This is a genomic window from Kitasatospora griseola (assembly GCF_044999035.1).
GTDB classification, from domain to species: Bacteria; Actinomycetota; Actinomycetes; order Streptomycetales; family Streptomycetaceae; genus Kitasatospora; species Kitasatospora griseola.
The window spans coordinates 38806-56121 of record NZ_CP173360.1 but is presented as its reverse complement, the minus strand read 5'-3'; the positions used below and the strand labels follow the sequence as shown (position 1 = coordinate 56121).

16 protein-coding genes and 3 pseudogenes are annotated in these 17316 nt (G+C 72.1%); 10 read left to right on the top strand and 9 right to left on the bottom strand.

Going from position 1 to position 17316, the window contains the following annotated elements; genetic code table 11:
* Window positions 1–6 precede the first annotated feature (6 nt).
* Entirely contained in the window at window positions 7–318 is a 312-nt protein-coding gene (locus ACI1MP_RS00330; protein WP_404867293.1) for a hypothetical protein, read from the top strand.
* 113 nt (window positions 319–431) lie between these two features.
* The gene (locus ACI1MP_RS00325; RefSeq protein WP_404867292.1) at window positions 432–959 is read left to right on the top strand and encodes a flavodoxin family protein; all 528 of its coding nucleotides are present in this window, start codon (window positions 432–434) and stop codon (window positions 957–959) included.
* 64 nt (window positions 960–1023) lie between these two features.
* Here the strand turns inward: ACI1MP_RS00325 and ACI1MP_RS00320 are convergent, their stop codons facing one another.
* The gene (locus ACI1MP_RS00320) at window positions 1024–1383 is read right to left on the bottom strand and encodes a DoxX family protein (RefSeq protein WP_404867291.1); all 360 of its coding nucleotides are present in this window, start codon (window positions 1381–1383) and stop codon (window positions 1024–1026) included.
* Window positions 1384–1431: 48 nt separating this feature from the next.
* Complete coding sequence (locus ACI1MP_RS00315; protein ID WP_404867290.1) at window positions 1432–1965, bottom strand: cupin domain-containing protein; 534 nt, start codon at window positions 1963–1965, stop codon at window positions 1432–1434.
* Window positions 1966–2061: 96 nt separating this feature from the next.
* Between ACI1MP_RS00315 and ACI1MP_RS00310 the strand changes: the two genes are divergently transcribed.
* Entirely contained in the window at window positions 2062–2901 is an 840-nt protein-coding gene (locus ACI1MP_RS00310; protein ID WP_404867289.1) for a LysR family transcriptional regulator, read from the top strand.
* 83 nt (window positions 2902–2984) lie between these two features.
* Here the strand turns inward: ACI1MP_RS00310 and ACI1MP_RS00305 are convergent, their stop codons facing one another.
* Complete coding sequence (locus ACI1MP_RS00305; protein ID WP_404867288.1) at window positions 2985–5558, bottom strand: RICIN domain-containing protein; 2574 nt, start codon at window positions 5556–5558, stop codon at window positions 2985–2987.
* A gap of 695 nt (window positions 5559–6253) precedes the next feature.
* A complete protein-coding gene (locus tag ACI1MP_RS00300) occupies window positions 6254–7024 on the bottom strand; it encodes a polysaccharide deacetylase family protein (protein ID WP_380330430.1) in 771 nt (256 codons plus the stop codon).
* Between the two features lie 67 nt (window positions 7025–7091).
* Between ACI1MP_RS00300 and ACI1MP_RS00295 the strand changes: the two are divergent.
* Both ACI1MP_RS00295 and ACI1MP_RS00290 read left to right on the top strand, forming a co-directional pair.
* Window positions 7092–7248, top strand: a pseudogene (locus ACI1MP_RS00295) (M20 family peptidase); the annotation flags it as partial.
* Between the two features lie 142 nt (window positions 7249–7390).
* Window positions 7391–7789 (top strand): hypothetical protein, encoded by a 399-nt coding sequence (locus tag ACI1MP_RS00290; protein ID WP_380330427.1) that lies wholly within the window; start codon window positions 7391–7393, stop codon window positions 7787–7789.
* Window positions 7790–7840: 51 nt separating this feature from the next.
* Here ACI1MP_RS00290 and ACI1MP_RS00285 read toward each other — a convergent pair whose 3' ends face one another.
* Window positions 7841–8347 (bottom strand): SigE family RNA polymerase sigma factor, encoded by a 507-nt coding sequence (locus ACI1MP_RS00285; RefSeq protein ID WP_380330424.1) that lies wholly within the window; start codon window positions 8345–8347, stop codon window positions 7841–7843.
* A 98-nt stretch (window positions 8348–8445) separates the two neighbouring features.
* Window positions 8446–9246 (bottom strand): hypothetical protein, encoded by an 801-nt coding sequence (locus ACI1MP_RS00280; protein WP_380330421.1) that lies wholly within the window; start codon window positions 9244–9246, stop codon window positions 8446–8448.
* Between the two features lie 791 nt (window positions 9247–10037).
* On the opposite strand from ACI1MP_RS00280, the gene ACI1MP_RS00275 reads away from it, so the two are divergent.
* Window positions 10038–10280 carry a DUF427 domain-containing protein gene (locus ACI1MP_RS00275; protein WP_404867287.1) on the top strand — a complete coding sequence of 81 codons (243 nt, stop codon included), beginning with the start codon at window positions 10038–10040 and terminating at the stop codon, window positions 10278–10280.
* Window positions 10281–10508: 228 nt separating this feature from the next.
* Here the strand turns inward: ACI1MP_RS00275 and ACI1MP_RS00270 are convergent, their stop codons facing one another.
* Window positions 10509–11033, bottom strand: a complete 525-nt coding sequence (locus ACI1MP_RS00270) for a hypothetical protein (RefSeq protein WP_380330415.1) — start codon at window positions 11031–11033, stop codon at window positions 10509–10511.
* Between the two features lie 640 nt (window positions 11034–11673).
* Between ACI1MP_RS00270 and ACI1MP_RS00265 the strand changes: the two are divergent.
* Both ACI1MP_RS00265 and ACI1MP_RS00260 read left to right on the top strand, forming a co-directional pair.
* Window positions 11674–12177 (top strand): annotated as a pseudogene (locus ACI1MP_RS00265) (hypothetical protein); the annotation flags it as partial.
* A 64-nt stretch (window positions 12178–12241) separates the two neighbouring features.
* A pseudogene (locus ACI1MP_RS00260) lies at window positions 12242–12739 on the top strand (M4 family metallopeptidase); the annotation flags it as partial.
* Between the two features lie 375 nt (window positions 12740–13114).
* On the opposite strand, the gene ACI1MP_RS00255 reads toward ACI1MP_RS00260, so the two are convergent.
* A complete protein-coding gene (locus ACI1MP_RS00255; protein ID WP_380330409.1) occupies window positions 13115–13558 on the bottom strand; it encodes a hypothetical protein in 444 nt (147 codons plus the stop codon).
* Between the two features lie 358 nt (window positions 13559–13916).
* On the opposite strand from ACI1MP_RS00255, the gene ACI1MP_RS00250 reads away from it, so the two are divergent.
* Window positions 13917–14087, top strand: coding sequence for a DnaJ C-terminal domain-containing protein (locus tag ACI1MP_RS00250; RefSeq protein ID WP_380331699.1), 171 nt, complete (start codon window positions 13917–13919; stop codon window positions 14085–14087).
* A 548-nt stretch (window positions 14088–14635) separates the two neighbouring features.
* The gene (locus ACI1MP_RS00245) at window positions 14636–15394 is read left to right on the top strand and encodes a MerR family transcriptional regulator (protein ID WP_380330406.1); all 759 of its coding nucleotides are present in this window, start codon (window positions 14636–14638) and stop codon (window positions 15392–15394) included.
* 349 nt (window positions 15395–15743) lie between these two features.
* Here ACI1MP_RS00245 and ACI1MP_RS00240 read toward each other — a convergent pair whose 3' ends face one another.
* Window positions 15744–17126: a DUF2079 domain-containing protein gene (locus ACI1MP_RS00240; protein ID WP_404867286.1), complete on the bottom strand. Its 1383-nt coding sequence runs from the start codon at window positions 17124–17126 to the stop codon at window positions 15744–15746.
* Window positions 17127–17316: the final 190 nt, after the last annotated feature.

Here is a 17316-nt window from a genome sequence, read left to right as displayed (position 1 = left end):
TTCCCTGTGCGCTTCCTCGACTCCGCCTCCTTCACCGCCGAACGCCCGTGGGGCGCGCTCGACCTGGCCGAGCTGGACGACGCGACCGTCCGGCTGCACTGGACGGACCAGCCCTACCGGTGGCACGTCAACGACGGGCCGGAGGTGTTCGTCGTCCTCGACGGCGCCGTCGACATGCACTACCGCGTAGGCGACGTCGAACGGGTCGAACGCCTCACCCCGGGCCGGGTGTGCTGCGTCGAGCGGGGCGACGAACACGTGGCCCACCCCGCCCCGGAGGCCCGCATCCTGGTCATCGAGAAGCGCGACAGCGACTGACCGGCGACCGGACTGCTTGCCCCGTCGCGTCGGTCTTCCGAAATCCGTTGGCCAACGACCGTCCTCGGCAGGTGATTTGACGACGAGTCGGGCAGGCGGACACCGGCACCGAGTTGCTCGCCCGGGCGGCCGCGGATCGGCTTCCGGCCGGTACGGAGCAGCGCTGGTTGAACCTCGCCGCTCTCCGGCTGCCCGACTTCCGTGACGAGCGCCATGGCACGGGCGATGCCGGGGCGGTGGGGGAGAGCGACGAGGAGCTGCTGCGCGAGGCGACGGTCGCGGCGACCGACATCGTGATCGCCTCCCCGCTGTACTGGTACTCCGCCTCCGCCCACACCAAGCGCTACCTCGACCACTGGAGCAAGTGGCTGCGCACCCCGGACCCCGGCTTCCGGGCGAAGATGGCCGGCCGCACCCTCTGGGGCGTCACCGCCATGGCGCACGCCGAGGAGGGGGCGGCCGAGCCGCTGGTCCTGACCCTCCACCACACCGCGGCCTACATGGGCATGGGTTTCGGCGGCGTCCTGCTGGGCCACGGCACCCGCCCCGGCCAGGTCCTCGCCGACGAGGACGCCGTCCTGCGCGCCAAGACCTTCTTCACCCGGTCCCCGCCCCCGGCGCGCTTTCCCTGGGCCTCCTGACCCGTCGCCACCCACCCGTCCTTCCCGACCGCCGACGGTGCGTCAGTGCCGTCCGGGCCCGGCCTCACAGCCCGAAGGCCAACCCGGCGGTCACGCCCGCGGCCACGAGGAGCACGGCGTTGAGCGCGATCCGGCGGTCCCCGCCTGTCAGGTGGACGGCGATCGCACCGCCCTGCAGGAGCGCGAACCCGACGGCCGCGGCCGGCGCCAGCGCGGGGGCGATGCCGGTCGACGGGGGAAGGACCAGGCCGGCCGCGCCGAGCACCTCGACCACGCCCAGCGCCCGCAGGGCCGGCAGTGGCACCCGGTCGACCCAGGCCATCATCGGCCGGAGCCGATCACGGCTGCGGACCGCCTTCAACGTGCCGGCACAGACGTAGAAGGCCGCGAGCAACCCCGCAACGACCCCGTAGGCAATGTTCATGACTTCCCTTCACAACCCGCCAGCACAACTCCCTTTCATGACGTCCGCTCACGGCCCCTCCGCACGGCTGCCGTTCGCGGCCGGCCACTCTCCTTCGGCGGCCGGCTCGGTCGCGTACCGGCTCATCGCGTCGGCGTTGACCTGCGGTGTCAGCGGCCGTCCGTCGGCGAGCGTCTGCTGCAGGTCGCGGAAGTACTGCACGTACAGGTCGGGTGTGAACGTGCTGAGGAGGACGGCCGGTTGGTCGGTCGTGTTGGCGAAGGTGTGCGGGGTGCCGGGCGGGACCATCACCAGGGTGCCCGCGGTGGCGTCGTGGCTCTCGGCCCCGACGGTGAACCGCGCAGTGCCGGACAGGACGTAGAAGCCCTCGTCGTGTCGGGCGTGGCGGTGTTGCGGCGGTCCTTGGGTGTGGGGGGCCAGGACGGATTCGGCGATGGCGAGGCGGTGTTCGGTGTGGCTGCCGTCCTCCAGGATGCGCATGCGCGTGGTCCCCAGGGCGATGGTCTCGCCGTCGCCGGGGCGCACCACCGATACGGCGGGACGGTCGGGCTGCGGTTCGCGGTTCTTCGTTTCGTCGGTCATGTCCACGAGTCCACCGCCGGGAGCCCGCGGCTGTCCAAGACCTGTTCCGTCGGGCCGATACCCCGCGGATATCGTGGCAGCGTGGAGCTACGGACCTTGCGGTACTTTGTGGCGGTCGCCGAGGAACTCCACTTCGGCCGGGCCGCCACCCGACTGCACATCAGCCAGCCGCCGCTGAGCTGGGCGATCAGGCAGTTGGAGGGGGAGGTCGGCGCGCCGCTGCTGATCCGCTCACCGGCCGGCGTCGCCCTCACCCCGGCCGGTGCGGTACTCCTCGACGAAGCCCGGGCACTGCTCGGGCGCGCCGACCGCGTCCGGGCGCGGGTGGACGCGGCGGCGGGGGCCGCGAGGCTCACCGTGGGGATTCTGGACGACGGCGCGGACCCGGCCGCGGCCGCGCTGGCGGTCGCCTTCCGCCGGAGCCATCCCGGTCTCGACATCCGCGTCCGTGACACCGACCTCGCCGATCCGACGTGCGGCCTGCGCGCCGGCCTGGTCGACGTCGCGCTGACCCGCGCGCCCTTCGACGAGACCGCCCTGACGGTGCGTACGCTGCGCACCGACCCGGTCGGCGTGCTCCTGCGCACCGACGATCCCCTCGCCCGCCGGGGCGGGTTGCGGCTCGCCGAGCTGGGCGGCCGCCGCTGGTTCCGGTTCCCCGAAGGCACCGATCCCGCCTGGCAGTCCTACTGGGGCGGCGGCGAGCCGCGCGAAGGCCCGGTCGTGCGCGCCGTCCACGAGTGCCTGCAGAGCGTCCTGTGGAACGCCACGGTGGGCCTGGTCCCGCTCGGGCACCGGCTGCCGCCCGAGCTGACCGCGGTCCCGCTGGTCGACCTGCCGCCCAGCCGGGTGGTGGCGGCGTGGAACGAGGGCGACAGCAACCCGCTGATCCGGTCCCTCGTCGACACCGCGATCGCCGCCTACCGCCGCCGCTGACCACCCCAACACCTGCGGCCCGCCCCCGCCGTGCCACGTACGACGGGAAGCGGGCCGCAGACCGCAGTGCGCACCGCGCAGGGTCAGAGCCGGAACGGGTTCGCGTTGCGGGCCGCCAGCAGGAACCAGGCCGTGGCCCCCGTGTGCAGCGACGCGTAGTACAGGTCGCCCATCCCGGTGTCCAGGCCGTCGCGGGACGCGGCGACCAGGCCGTAGCCGTCATGGTTGGGCGCCTCGCGCTGCGCCCGCTCCAGGCTGTCGACGAAGGTGGCGACGGTCGGCGCGTCCGAGGCACGGCCGCGCAGGTTGAGGGCGGTCAGCACCTGGGCGGTGCCTTCGAACCACACCTTGGTGCGGTCCGCGCTGCTGAACGCCATGCCCTGGTAGGGGCCGTCCTGGGCGGTGTGGTTGGCCAGGGCCCAGTCCAGCGCCCGGGAGTGGTCGGGGCTCAGGGTGGCGAGGTAGCTCCACGCCTGGATGTCGGCGGGCACCACCTCGTCGGCGCGGTGCACCCCGTCCTCCGTGGTGCCCGTCCACAGCCGACCGTCGTCGGCCTGCATGCTGGCCACGAAGTCGAAGGCGCGCCCCGACCGCTCCGACCAGTCGGCGTTCCCGGTGAGCTGCGCGAGCATCGCGAAGAACGCGCCGACGTCGATGTTGTGCTCGGTGGCCTTCCACGTCAGCTGCCGGATCAACGCGCCGGAGTCGTTCCACAGGTAGCCGCCCGTGTAGCCGCCGGCCCCGCGGTCGTCCGCAGTGTTCGCCTGGATCCAGTTCGCGGCCCGCAGCGCACCGTCCAGGTACCGCTGGTCGCCGGTCGCCCGGTACAGCTGCGACCAGGCCATGCCCACCCACGCCATGTTGCCGGTGTAGGTGGAGAACCCGCCGATGTACGGGGTGCCGCTCGCGGTGATGAACGGGTTGGGCAGGTACGAGGAGCGCAGGCGGCCGTCGGCCAACGGGTCCCGGTCCTGCGCCTCCAGCAGCGCGTCGCCCAGCGTGCGGGCGCGGCCGATGTCCGGCGCGTACCCGCTCTTGACCAGGGCGATCGCCATCAGGGCGTCGTCGTAGACGAAGCTCGACTCGAAGCCGTTCTCGCCGAACTGCGTGCCGGGGGAGAAGTAGCCGCCCCGGTAGCTGCGCGGCAGGCCGTGCGAGACGGGGGCGGGGTACTCGTTCATCCGGCTGCGCAGGAACGAGTACGCCTTGTTCGTCGCGGTCGTGCCGATCACCTGCCACCCGACCGGCACCGCGGGCGCGGGCTCACGGGGCGCCGGCGGGCCCGGGACGTACCGGTAGCTGTTGATCTCCTCCACGGCGCGGTGGGTGGAGCCGCCCAGCGGCAGCTCGTAGAAGTCGACGGCGACATAGTTGGGCGTCTTGCGCGCCGCGGGCCCGCAGTAGTCCCTGGCCCGCTCCAACAGCTTGCCGCCGTTGTCGATCGCGGCGGTCAGGATCGTCGGCACGTTGCGGAACTGGTTCATCACGAACAGCGGCACGAAGTTGGCGCCGGGCGACGCCGTCGTCGTCAACGGCCGCTCGCCCCAACGGGAGTAGCACTCCCACTTGTTGCCCAGGTCGCCGATGCTCCAGTAGTTCTCCACCGTCCACGTCCGCCCGTACGCGACCCCGCCGGCCGGAGTCACGTCCTTGTCGGAGAACAGCAGCAGCCGCTTGTTCGCGGCGCGCATCGCACTGAGCGTGGGCCAGCCGTTCGCCCGCACGCCCTGCTGCTCCGGGTCGAAGATCAGCTCGCGCAGGCCGGCGACCTGGTCGATGGCGTGGTCGAGCAGCGCACGGTCGGAGACGTAGTCCTCCAGGAAGACCGTGACGACCGGCTCCGTCCCCACGGCGACGGGCTCGTTCAGGAAGCCGACGACCCGGGTCATCAAGTCCCGGAACTTCCACGGCAGCGGACCGGTGGGGTCGTCGGGCCCGGTGCTGCCGGTCAGGCAGTTGCCCCCGTGACAGAGCACCACCTCGTTGTCGACCGTGGTGACGTCGAGCATCAACCCGCGGACGCCCTCGGAGAGTTGACGGTTGATCGAGCGGCTCTGATTGGTGGCGAACAGGAACATGTCCTCGTAGTTGTTCCACGCGTTGTGCGTGGTGAGGAACGTCGCCTGATCGAGCCGCGGATCGGCGGGCGGCGCGGCCTTCACCAGGCTCGTCGAGGTGAAGTACCAGGCCGTGCTGTCGTCCGCGCTCCCGCCGACCACCAGGCGCGCCTTGTGATCGGTGCCGGGGGAGGCGAGATAGGCGTTCTGGCCGGGGACCTTCACCCGGTACATCTCCGCGCCGACCTCGTCGAACACCCAGTCCGTGCGCTCTCCTTCACACCCCAGCAGCTCCGTCGAAACGCCGTCGGCGCTGCGCCCCAGGCAGTACGCGCCGTTGACGTTGCTCTTGATGCGGTAGCCCTCCCCGCCGGGCTCCAACCACCACTCCTGCTCGCTGTCGCGTTCGTAGGGCTCCTGCCGGATCGCCTTGCCCACCGCCATGTCACCGTTCTCGACGGCGACGGACAGCCCGCTGCGCACGTTCTGCAGCTGCAACGGCCCGTACTTGCCCGGCGGCCCCTCCACCGCCCCTGCAACCCCACCCGGCCCGGCCACGCCCCCCAGCACCCCCGCGAGCGCCAGCAGACACCCCGCCACCCGCACTCGACCACGCCCGCGGCTGCGTCCGCGCCGCAGTGACCCCGACTGCCCCACCTGAACCCCCAAGATCGACGATCTCCACTTTCCCTCCATTTGTATCCACCTCCACCCCCTCCCAGTCATCACCCTGCGGGCACATTTCCCGGACCTTTCGGGCACACCTGCCGGACCTTTCGGGCACACCTGCCGGACCTTCCGGGCACACTCGCACCCGCCCTCCGCCGCCGCGTACGACCAGCACCTTCGCGTCACCGGCGGACCGGACGGGGCGAGTCGCCCTGCTACGGCGACGACATGGCTTTCCTTTACCTCGCCGAGTCCGGGCGCGGACGCCGCCTTCGCCTTCGCTGCCCGTGGATCGTCGTGCACCCGAGGACAAGCCACCCGTGCGCGAACGCGCCAGCACCGCCGGCGACAACGGCGCCGGCAGGACCACCACCCTGCTGCGCCTGCTCGCAGGCGACCTGCTACCCGACGTGGCCGGCTCCGCGGCTGCAAGTACCGACTCGCGGGGCCGTGTCCCGCCGCTGCGGGGGCGCGCCGTCGTCCCGCTCGGCCGGGTCGACGTCTGCTGGATCAGCTCCGGCCCGGGATCCCGGTGCGGCTCGACCCGACGTGGCGATCGCCGCCGTCCAGGCCGACGCGGCCGTGACGGCCGCCTGGCGGACAGCCTCCGTCCACCTGGCGGGCCGTCATTTGTATATGGTGCCCGGCTCCGGGGTGCCCGGGGCGAGGAGCTGCCCGACAGTGACGAAGGTGTAGCCCCGGCCGGCGAGCGCGTCGAGGATGGCGGGCAGCGCGGGAACGGTGCCCTTGTGCAGCGGGTGCAGCAGGACGATGCCGTCGCGCGCGGCGCCGTCCAGGACCCGCTTGGTGATCAGCGCGGTGTCCTCGGTCGCGTAGTCCTGCGCGGTCACCGTCCACAGCACCTGGGCCATGCCGAGTTCCCGTGAAATCCTCGAGACCCGGTCATCGGTGCGGCCCTCCGGCGGACGCATCAGGGTGGGCCGCTGCCCGGTGACCTCCGCGATGGCGTCCGCGGTCCGGACGAGTTCCTCCCGCACCTCCGCGTCGGGCACCTCGGTCAGCCGGGGGTGGTTCCAGGTGTGGTCGCCGATCTCGTGCCCCTCCCGAGCGATGCGCCGCACCACGTCGGGGTACGCGTGGATGTTCCGCCCCTCCAGGAAGAACGTCGCCGGGGCCCGGTGCTGCGCCAGCAGGTCCATCACCCGCTCGGTCGGCTCGCCCGGACTGCCGTCGAACGTCAACGCGATGCACTTGCGCTGGGAGCAGTCCACCCGCCCCGCCGCCGGCCCCGCCTTCGCCCGCTTCCGGGCCTGCCCCGGATCGACCGTGACCATGGCGAAACTGCGGATGACCACCACCGTGACCAGCGCCGCGACGGCCAACACCGCCACGCACAGCAGGACGTAGAACCTCGGTCCCCTCTTCGCCAGCCTCATGGGGCGAACCCTACATTCACGTTTACAGGGCCGACATCGACGACTACGGGCCGGTGCTCGGGGTGCTGCCGCCGCTCTGTTCAGCGCTGCTGCAGCCCAGGGCCCTGCAGGTGCGCGCGAAGGTCGCCGGCCCCTCCAATATCGGGAACCTGCTTGCCGGCCACGGGATTCCGGCGACGGCCGGCTTCGGGGTGCCCTACGAGGGGCTGCGCGGCACCGACGAGACGTCGTCGGCGAGACCGTCCTGACGCTTCTGCTCGTCGAGGAGCAGCGCGCGTCCACGTGCCTGGGGTCGGGGGTTCGGGAACTGCGGGCGGGTGGGGTGCGTCGCGTGACGCGGGACGATCATCATTTTGAGGAGGCGGCGTGGGGTCGGTGGAGGGCCGTCGGGCTCGTGGCTGTGGTTGGGTTTCGGTGTGGGTTCTGGCGGCGTTGGTCCTCGCGACGGCGGGTGTCGTCTGCGGCAATGCCTGGGTGGACGAGGCGTGGCACTGGTGCCTGACCCAGGATCACGAACCGGATCCGACACTGGCGGCGGCGACCCGTTCCGCCTGGGTCGTCATGTTCGCCGTACTGCTGGTGTGCGGCGCGGTGCTGTCCCGTCTGCCACGCAGCCGGTGGTACCTGCTGCCGGTGATGTTCGTCGTGGCTGTGGTGTTGGTGTGGTTGTACGTGACCGGGATGGGGTCCCCGGCGCCGTTGCGGCCCGGGGATCCCGAGGAGGCCGCGTGCTGGACCATGCCGACGTTTCCCTTCCTCGGTTGAGCCGCCGCGGGAGAGCCCTGGTGGGGGCGGTTCTCGTGGGGTGGGTTGGTGTCAGTGGGCGGGTTGATCGATGTGGTGGAGGTGGGTTCGGAGGGTGGCGAGGGCGCGCATGCTTTGGGTTTTGACGACGGAGTTGGTGACGCCGAGTATGTCGGCGGTGGCTTCGATGGTGTGGTCCTCCCAGTAGCGGAGGAGGACGATGGCGCGGTCTCTGGGGGTGAGTTGGGCGAGGGCGTCGATGAGGGTGAGTCGGGTGTCGGTGGTGGTGGTGTGGTGGGGGGTGTCGGGGGTGTGGTCGGGGATGTGGTCGGTCGTCACCTCGGTGGTGCTGCGTAGGCGTTTGTGGTCGAGGAGGGTGTTGAGGAGGGTCTTGCGTGCGTAGGCGAACGGGTCGTGGTCGCGGCGGGTGATGCGGGGCCAGGCGAGGTACAGCTTGGTGAGGGTGGTCTGGGTGAGGTCTTGCGCGAGGTGCCAGTCGCGGCACATCAGGTAGGCGATCTGGCGGAGCCTGGGGGCTGCGGCCTGCGCGAACGCGGTGAATTCTGCTTCTTTGCGCACGGGTGGTGCCCCCTGGTGGTGTGTGGGGTGGGTGCCGGGTGGGGTGTGCGGCCCCGGGGGTCCCGGGGCCGCGATGGGGTGGGATCAGTCGAACAGGGTCAGTCGATCGGGGGGAGTGCGGGGAAGCGCGCGGCGGCCGCGGCGCCCTGGGCAGGGGTCATCATGGTGTGGAAGGCGGGGTTGGCGGCGAGTTCGGCGGCGGCCTCCTCGGTGAGGGGGAGGACTCCGGGCAGGTTGGCCGTGCCGTTCCAGGCCAGGCAGGTGGCCATCTGCACGGTGACGGCGGTGCTGTCGGCGTGGCGGACGGTGATCACGGTGTTCTGGATGCAGTTGTCGTTCACGTGAGTGGTGCGGACCTGCTGTCCGTACTTGTCGCGGTGGCAGCCGTCGTCGGTGGAGCACTTGGCGTCGGGGGACGCGGTGCCGACGAAGACCCGCATCATGCCGAGGCCCTGAGGGGTTTGGACGTTGACCTGGGCGACGGGGACGTCGGCGGCGTACTTGCCGTGTGCGTCGGTCGCGCCGTTGGCGGCGTATCCGCTGGTCTGCAGACCGGCGGGGAGTGCGTCGAGGACCGTCGCGAGGACGGCCGCGCCGCTCACCCGGACCAGGGCGCCGGACGCCGTGGGCGACGGGGTCGCGCCGGCGGGGGCGGCGAGGGCGGGTGTGCCGCCGGCCGCCGGGCCGACGGCGGTGGTGCCGCCGGCGGTGCCGGGCAGGTGGCCGGCGGCCAGGACGACGGCGGCCGCCAGGGCCAGTGCCGACCCGCTGACCTGTCCGATGGTCCGTGCCCGGCGCGCGCGGCGGCCCTTCCTGGTGGCTTCCGCCACGATGTCGCCCATGGGCGGCGGTGTCAGTGCGGACAGTTCGTCGCTCAGGTCCAAGCGGAAGTCCTTCATCCCTGACTCTCCTTCTGTCGTTCTCTGCGCACGCCGGCCATGCGGACCCGCTCGAACGCGGCTCTGACCTCTACACGGGTGCAGGGGCGTGCCGGGTCACAGGAAGAAGCCGCTGTTATCCGACCGTGACCTCATCGCTGTCGGTGACGACGCCCCGGCCCGGCCGTCGGCGCACCCTGGGCGCCCGGCGTCCCGGCTTCGACCGCCTCTCACCGATGCGCCCCGGGCGGGCTCTCGCACGGTCGGCGGGGCGGCGCCCGTCACCGACGTGTCCGACAGCGCCCGGCCGTCGGTGATCCGGGTCGGGGCGCGAGGTCCGCTGCCGTGGTGCTTCCGGGGTCGGGCGGGCGTCGTGTGTCGGTGGTCGTGGGGCGTGGGTTCGGACGGTGGTGGGCATCGACCCACGCACTGACTGCCCGGCGTGTGGGGGTGTTGCGCGGGACGAAGTGGCCGGCGGCTGTAGACCGCGTGCGGGCGCGGAGTGAAGCTGCCGCGGGTTCTGGTGCGGTTGTTCGACGAGGATCTGACAGTGCCTGAGGTCCGGGAGGCTCTCGGCGCTCTCTGGCAGGTGCGGCACCGGACCTCCGCCCACGGGGCGGCGCCCCCTTGTCGACGCGCCCGACATCGTCCGGCCGTCGGTGATCCGGGTCGGGGCGTGCGGTCCTCTTGCGTGGTGCGCTCGCGGGGCCGGGCAGGTGTCGGCTGTGGGTTCGGGGGGTGGCGATCACGTCCGCGCACCGCCTGCCCGGTGTCCGACGTCCTGCCCGGTGCGTGGGGGGGTGTGAGGCGGGGTGGTCGGCGTTGGAGGCTGCGCGGGATGGCCTGCCGGTGGGTGTGCTGGCGGGTGGGTTGTCCCGGTGGTGTGCGGCGGTGTCGGTGGTTCGTGGTGTGGGGAAGGCGGCGCGCGGAGTGGTGCGTGCGGTGTGGAGAACCGGGATGCGGCTTGGTTCTGTCCGGAGCCGAAGCCGGAGGCCGAGCAGGTGCGTGACCGGGTCGCGTTCTGGCGCGGGGTGGACGTCGTCGCATCCGAATAGCGGCGCTGCGGACCGGGCGGCCGATGGCTCGGCGCCTCCGGGCGCCCGGGTGCGATGGGCCGGGGGGACGTGCTGCTGCTCCGGCATGCCCGCCCGGCGGGGCCACAGCGCTGCGGGGGCTGTGGCGGGCCGGGGGGAGGGGCCGGGGGCGTGGTGCCGTGGTGGTCGAGTCCTCATTCGGCCGTGGGCGAGGGCCCGTGTGGTCCTGCCGGTGGGGGCGTGGCGGGGTCAGCGCAGGACTTTGCACCAGAGGCCGTTGACTTCTGTGGCGTCCTCGTAGCCGTAGGAGCCGTAGAGGTTGCCTCCGGCGGGTTCGAGGGCTCGGATCGGGCGGCCTCGTCCGTCTGTCTTGCGGTAGGTCACGACGAAGGAGGTGATCATCGGATAGTTCTGGAGGAACTGCCTGAGGAGGGCCCGGCAGGAGTGGCAGGGGCCTTTGTCGGAGTGGAGTGTGATGGTGCCTCCGGTGACCTGGGCCAGGATTTCGGTCAGGTACTGGTCTTCGTCGCAGCCGAGCCGTTCGAAGATGGCGTTGGCGAGGAGGTTGACGGTCTGCTTCTCCGGGTCGTTGGCGTGCCGGTACTGGCCGGCGAAGGTGCTGCCTTTGGGTTCGGGCTGTCCGTGGTAGTAGGAACTGTCGTCCATGGTGGTGCCGGACAGACGCTTGAGTTGTCCCTTGAGGTCGGGTCCGGTGGTGAAGGAGATCTGGTAGTCCAGGGTTGCCTGGTTGTCGGAAGGCACTGCCGTGGTCACGTGTACTCCGTCCGCGGGTGGGGTCGAGGCCGGGGACACCGTGGCATGCGCGGATACATGCGTGATAAACGGGAGTTGGGGCGCCGTGCCGTGCGCGGGTGCGGCATCGAGAATGCCCGGATGCCGGCCCCCGGGGGGGCGTAGGGCGAGCGATCTGACTCGGTCGCCGTCGCCTGTACCGCCGGATCGGCCGGTGTCGCGTCGTGGCGGTCGACGGCGAGGATGCCTTCCACGTGGACGAGGACGAGGACGGGGCCGTGGTCGAGGGCGTGTCGCGTGAGTGGGCTCGTCGGTGCGATGTTCCTCCGGTCCGTGACGTCCCCCGCGGTGCCTTGCGCCTGTGTCGGCGTACGGCTTCAACTCCCCACCCACGCGAACGTGAACGTCCCTGGTTGTCGGACCAGTTCGGGCGTCTCTCGTGCACCCCGCCGAAGTGTGCGAACGCCCTGCGGGGTCGACGCATCGGTCGCGTCGCCCGCCCGGTCGGGAGCGGCCGGATCGTCGAGTGCTCGTAGTGGAAAGCCCTCGCCCAGCCCCCTGGACGGGTCCACGCGCTGCCGCCTCGACCCGTTCCCGACGGCACCTGACAGACACCGGCGGGCCGGCCACGACCTGCGCGGCGTGCTCGGGCGGCGTCGCCATGGTGACCACCGCCCCGCTGCTCACATGCTCGCCTCACGACCAGGGCCGACGGCAGGGCCGCGGATGTGCTGCTCGATTCGGGCAATCAACTGCTGGCGTCTATCACGAACACTCAGGACACGGTTCAAAACTGCTGAAAGCCCGACAATCGGGATATTCGGTGCCCGCACTGGACCGTATGGATGCAGAAGACACCCCCGTGCCCCGCCGTGAGATCTACAACGCCGGGAACAAGGACAGCCTCCCGGGAAGTCTGGGGCGCTCCGAGGGAGACGACCCGAGTACGGACGAGCTGGTCAACTGCGCCTACGACGCGCTCGGCACCACCTTCGACTTCTTCCGCACCGCGTACGGTCGCAACTCCCTGGACGGCCAGGGCGGCTCGCTGCGGGCGACCGTCCACTACCGCGAGAACTTCATGAACGTGTTCCGGGAGAAGGGGCGGCTGGTTCTCGGCGACGGTGACGGCAAGATCTTCCAACCGCGCCCGCGCGACCTCCTCGACGTCGTCGCGGCGGGCGTGAGCAGGCAGGTCCAGAACCCGCAGCTCGGGTTACTTCAACCAGTCCGGGGCGCTCTCCGAGTCCATCTGCGACGTCTTCGCCTCCCTCGTCAAGCAGTACTCGCTCGGCCAGAGCGCCGAACAGGCCGACTGGCTCCTCGGCGCCGGGATGCTCGCCCCGAACCTCAAGGCCAAGGCGCTGCGCTCGCCGGCCGCACCCGGCACCGCCTACGACGACCCCCAGCTCAGCGGCAAGGACCGCCAGAAGGCACACATGGACGACTACATCGAGCTGCCGCTCCACCTGGACAACGGCGGAGTGCACATCAACTCGGGTATCCCCAACCGCGCCTTCCACCTCGCGGCCACCGCCACCGGCGGCAACGCCCGGGAGAAGGCCGGCCGGATCTGGTACGACGCCGCCACCGGCGGCAAGCTCGCCGCCGATGCCTCCTTCGCCGACTTCGCCGAACTGACCGCGACCGTCGCCGAAGACCTCTACGGCACCGGGAAGGAACTGGACGCCGTCAACAACGCCTGGAAGGCCGTCGGCGTGCGCTGATCCCTTCCCCCCACCAACAGATCGTCTGGCAGGACCTACCGATGGCCTCGCCGCCCATCGCAGACACTGCGGGCCGGAGCCCGAGTGCGTGGTCGTCGGGCTGCTGACCGACGGTCGGACTGGGGGCATGACCGCCCGCCGCCGGCTCGGACCCGGCTACGACCGGGCCGTGCGTTGCTCGGCCGCCCGGTCGGGATCCGTCGGGTCAGGGCGCTGCTGCGGCGGCCGGCTCCCGTGCTCGGGCTGCGCGACATCGGCCGGTTCGCCCTGGCGGGATGCGGGTACCGGTGGACCTGCTGCCGCTGGAAGACCCCCGCGGAGGGGCGGTGGCGGGGTGTGCCCCGGAGGCCGGGGCACACCTGCGGGAGTCCGGCGTCAGCAGGCCACCACGGTGGAGACGGTGGCGGTCGAGGTGGGCCAGCCGGGCTGGGCCACCGAGAAGGTGGTGCTGACGGTGGCGCCGCACGGGGCGCTGGAGAAGACGCTGCCGACCTGGTTCGAGCCGGCCTGGACGATGATGGCCGGGTGGACGGGGGCGAGGGGGGCGCTGCCGACGACCGTGCCGGAGACGGTGAAGCCGAGGGGCCGGGGCTGCCAGGACGGGTCGCCGGGCGTGGCCACCCCGTAGAAGCGGACCTGGTTGCCGGTCACCTCGACGCAGGCCCGGGTCAGCAGCGGGCCAGGTGCGCCAGGGGTGCCGCAGGTCACGACTGCGCCGACCGGACCGGCAGGTCCGGTCGGCGCGGCGGCGGCTCCCTGGACGGTGGCCAGGGTGGTCAGGGCCGCGGCGGTGGCGACGGCGATGACGGTGGTCTTCATGGGTGTGTCTCTCCTCGGGGGCAGGGATAGGACGGCGGCGGAATGTGAAATGTCACACTCCGCTGACGTCAGCATGGCAGTCCCTCGCACCCCGGGGTGCGGCATCCGGGAAGAAGGCGGTCTTCCGCGGGTATCGGCCACCGAATGACCGAAATGGCCTGTCGGTGATCGCACAAGCCCTTGGCCCGGCCCGCCGGGGCGCCGAACCCCCTACCGGGAAAGCAGGGTTCGGTGCTGATGGGTGCGGGGTACGTGACCGTCCCGGACCCGTTCCGCAGCCGGAGCGGGCGCTGGCGGCGGCGACAGCCGACGCCGGGGCGGCCGCCGCCGGTGCCGGGAGGTCGATGCGGGCACCGGCCTGGCCTTCCCCGACACCGGCGGCGTCGAGACGCGGCGAAACGAGCACAACGTCCGTATCCCTGCCGGCGTCCGCGAAGGACGGCGCTTGCGGCTGCCCGGCGCGGGCGGCCGGGGCTGCAGCGGAGACCCGCCCGGCGGCCTCTACGTCACGGTGCGCATCGAGCTCTGACCATCCGGCCAACTGGCCCTCAGCCCCTCGATCTCGCCACGTCGTCGGTGACCTGGATGCCCTGTTCCCCTCGCCGGGACGGGACGGCAACCACAACGACGTCGCGGTTGACAGCCGACCGGACGGGTGAGCGCGGCGTGCTCCGCCCCCCGCACCCGTGGCCGGCGCCCGGCGATGCTGGACCCGCCGTTCTGCGGGGGCTCCTCCCCGCACTCCACCAGCCCTGCGCGGGCTGGACATGCGCTGCCGCCTAATTCGTTTTCAACAGGCGAGCGGGGTGCGAGGGCTCCTGGAGCTTGATCGAGTGCTCGGGCTGTGACATTTGAGATCGGCTCGGCCGTCGAGGCCCAGGTCTGGAGCGATGCGCACCCGGTACTCGTTGGTGGTGGGCGTGTGGGCGTGTGGGCGTGTGGGCGCGGGGCGAATGCCTGCTGCGACCCTGGTGTGGACGGCTGGCCGGGCTTGTGGTTGACGCTGCGGCAGCTTCTACGGTCGTGAGCAGGGCCGGAACGACCGGCCCGGCGAGACGAGGGCACGGAACGAGGACGATGGACCTGTCGATCGCGGAGGTGGCCCGGCTGTCGGGCGTGACCGCCCGGACGCTGCGGCACTACGACGAGATCGGCCTGCTGCCGCCGGCCCGGATCGCCGCCAACGGGCACCGGCACTACGGGGAGACGCAGCTCCTGACGCTGCAACAGATCCTGGTGCTGCGTGCTCTCGGCGTCGGCCTCCCGGAGATCGGCCGGATCCTCTCCGAGCAGGTGGACGAGGTGGAGGCCCTGCGCGGCCACCACCGCCGTCTCCTTGCCGAACGGGACCGGCTGGACACCCTGGCCGCCACCGTCGCCCGCACCCTCGCCGACCTGGAACGATCCCGAAAGGACGGCCAGCCCATGACCATCAACCGCCCGGAGAACCTCTTCGAGGGCGTCCAGCCCGACCAGTACGAGGACGGCCTCCGGAACTTCCCCGAGCTCGCCGAGGCGACCGACCGCCGCAGCGCAACGATGGACGCCGCCGAGCTCGGGGCGGGCCAGCGCGAGCGGACGGCCGGGATGATCCGCCTCGCGGAGCTGCTGGCGGCCGGTATCCCGGCCTCCGCCGACTCCGTCCAGGGCGAGATCGACGCCCAGTACCGCTCGCTCGCCGAACTGCACCCCGTCACGCCCGACGAGTTCCGCGCCATGGGCCTCGGCTGCGTCCAGAACCCGTCCTGGCGCGCCGCCTACGAGGCCGTCACTCCCGGCCTGGCCGAGTACCAGCACACCGCGATCGAGTACTACGCCACCACCCGCCTGGCCTGACCCGGCCCGGGCCGGGCCTCCACTTCCCATCGGCACCGTGACCGCGGCCGCACTCGTCGTCCGGCTCCGCCCGTGATCGCCGGGGCACTGCCTAGTAGTGCTTTGTTGGGTCGGGGATGGTCTTGGCCTGGGTATCGGGTGGTGGCGGGTCGGGCATGTGCCGTTCCAGGTCGTCAGGAGCTGTTGGAGGGCTCTGGCGGCCGGGTGGAGGGTCATGCCCGAACAGGCACTTGCCCACTGCCTACCGCCCACTGGGCACCGCTCACCGCGCACCGCCCAGCACCCACTGCGCACCGCGCACTGCGCAGTGCGCACCCGCGCCCGCCCGCGGCCTCGGCTCTTCGTGTGGTCAATGTTCGGGTTCCCAGTGCCAGATGGTGATGCCTGCGCCGTGGGCGACGGGGTGGTAGCCGGCGGTGGGGAGGGATTGCTGGGCGGTGAGGTCGTCGGCGGGGGCGGGGAAGTCGTCGGGGGTGTCGAGGGTGGCGGCCCATTCGGCGGTGGGGCGGAAGAGGGGGTCGCGGTCGTCGGGGGACAGGCCGGTGGAGCCGGCGCCGTCGGGGAAGGTGAGGTAGGGGAAGAGGGAGACGGTGCAGCGGGACGTGAGGTGCGGGGCGAGCCGGTTCGCGGCGGCGACCCTCGCGCCGTCGGGGACGGCGGCGAGGACCCGACGGGCCGTCAGCGCGTCGGGGCCTGGACCGGACAGGTCCGGTCGCGGGGCGGCCAGCACCGCGACGACGAGCATCGCGGCGGGCGCGAGGCGCAGCGCCCCGCGCCCGGGCAGGCGGCGCAGGCCGTCGAGCGCGGCGACGAAGACGACGGGCATCAGCACCGCGCTGTAGTGCCAGCCGGTGCTCCAGTACGCGGGGTTGGTCGACCAGAAGCGCGCCGCCAGCGGCAGGACGGTCAGCAGGGCGAGCGGCGAGCGCAGCGCCAGCAGCAGGACCGGGGCGAAGAGCGCGGCGAGCGTCCACCACTTGGCGGCGGAGAGCAGCAGCCGGGTCACCGGGTCGCCGCCCCCGAGGGCGGCCGTCGCGCCGTACGCGTAGCCGCCCGTCGGGTTCGCCGCGGGGATCAGCACCAGGACGGTGAGCAGGGTGCCGAGCGCGGCTGCGGCGAGGGCCGCGGCGCCGAGTCCCCGCCGGTGCCCGGCCAGCAGGACGTGGCCGCCGACGCCGGCCAGCAGCAGGCCCATGTCCTCCTTCACCAGCAGCAGCGGCAGTGCCCACCACACCGCGGCCCGCCACCGCCCGCGGGCCAGCGCGGCCGTCGCGCACGCCACCAGCGGGACGGCCAGCGCGATCTCGTGGAAGTCGAACAGCGAGGCCTGCCACAGGCCCCAGGACAGCCCGTACGCCAGCCCGGCCGCCATGCCCCGGGTCCGCCCCAGCCACCGTACGGCCAGCGCGGTGACGGGCACCGTCGACAGCGCGAACAGCAGCGACTGCGCCGCCAGCAGCGTCTCGGGGCCCGGCCAGAGCCGGTAGAACGGGGCCAGCACGGCCAGCGCAGGGCTGAAATGGTCGCCCAGCTGCACGAACCCGGCGCCCTTCAGCGTCACCACGGGCGGTTCGAGGTACGCGTAGCCGCGCACCGCCTCCTCGAAGATCCCGAGGTCGAAGCCGCTGGTCTGCATCCGCCAGTGCCTCGGCAGCGACAGCGCCGACTGGAACAGCGCCACCACGAACGCCGGCAGCCACACCACCGCAAAGGCCGGCAGCCGAGCCGTCACGAACGCTGGCGGTCGAACCATCGCAAAGGCCGGCAGTCGAGCCGCCTTGAACGTCGGCAGCCGAGCTGCCGCGAACGCCCGCAGCCGAACCACCGCAAAGGTAGACAGTCGAGCCGCCGCGAACGCCGGCGGCACACAGGGACGGATCCGGAAAGGTATTCGCACCCGACCGACGCTAGGAAAGCCCCGC

Coding starts and splice junctions, on each gene's coding strand:
- ACI1MP_RS00280 (WP_380330421.1), bottom strand. CDS start 9,246: ATGAAGGACTTCCGCTTGGACCTGAGCGACGAACTGTCCGCACTGACA.
- ACI1MP_RS00255 (WP_380330409.1), bottom strand. CDS start 13,558: ATGAAGACCACCGTCATCGCCGTCGCCACCGCCGCGGCCCTGACCACC.
- ACI1MP_RS00315 (WP_404867290.1), bottom strand. CDS start 1,965: ATGACCGACGAAACGAAGAACCGCGAACCGCAGCCCGACCGTCCCGCC.
- ACI1MP_RS00245 (WP_380330406.1), top strand. CDS start 14,636: ATGGACCTGTCGATCGCGGAGGTGGCCCGGCTGTCGGGCGTGACCGCC.
- ACI1MP_RS00300 (WP_380330430.1), bottom strand. CDS start 7,024: ATGAGGCTGGCGAAGAGGGGACCGAGGTTCTACGTCCTGCTGTGCGTG.
- ACI1MP_RS00320 (WP_404867291.1), bottom strand. CDS start 1,383: ATGAACATTGCCTACGGGGTCGTTGCGGGGTTGCTCGCGGCCTTCTAC.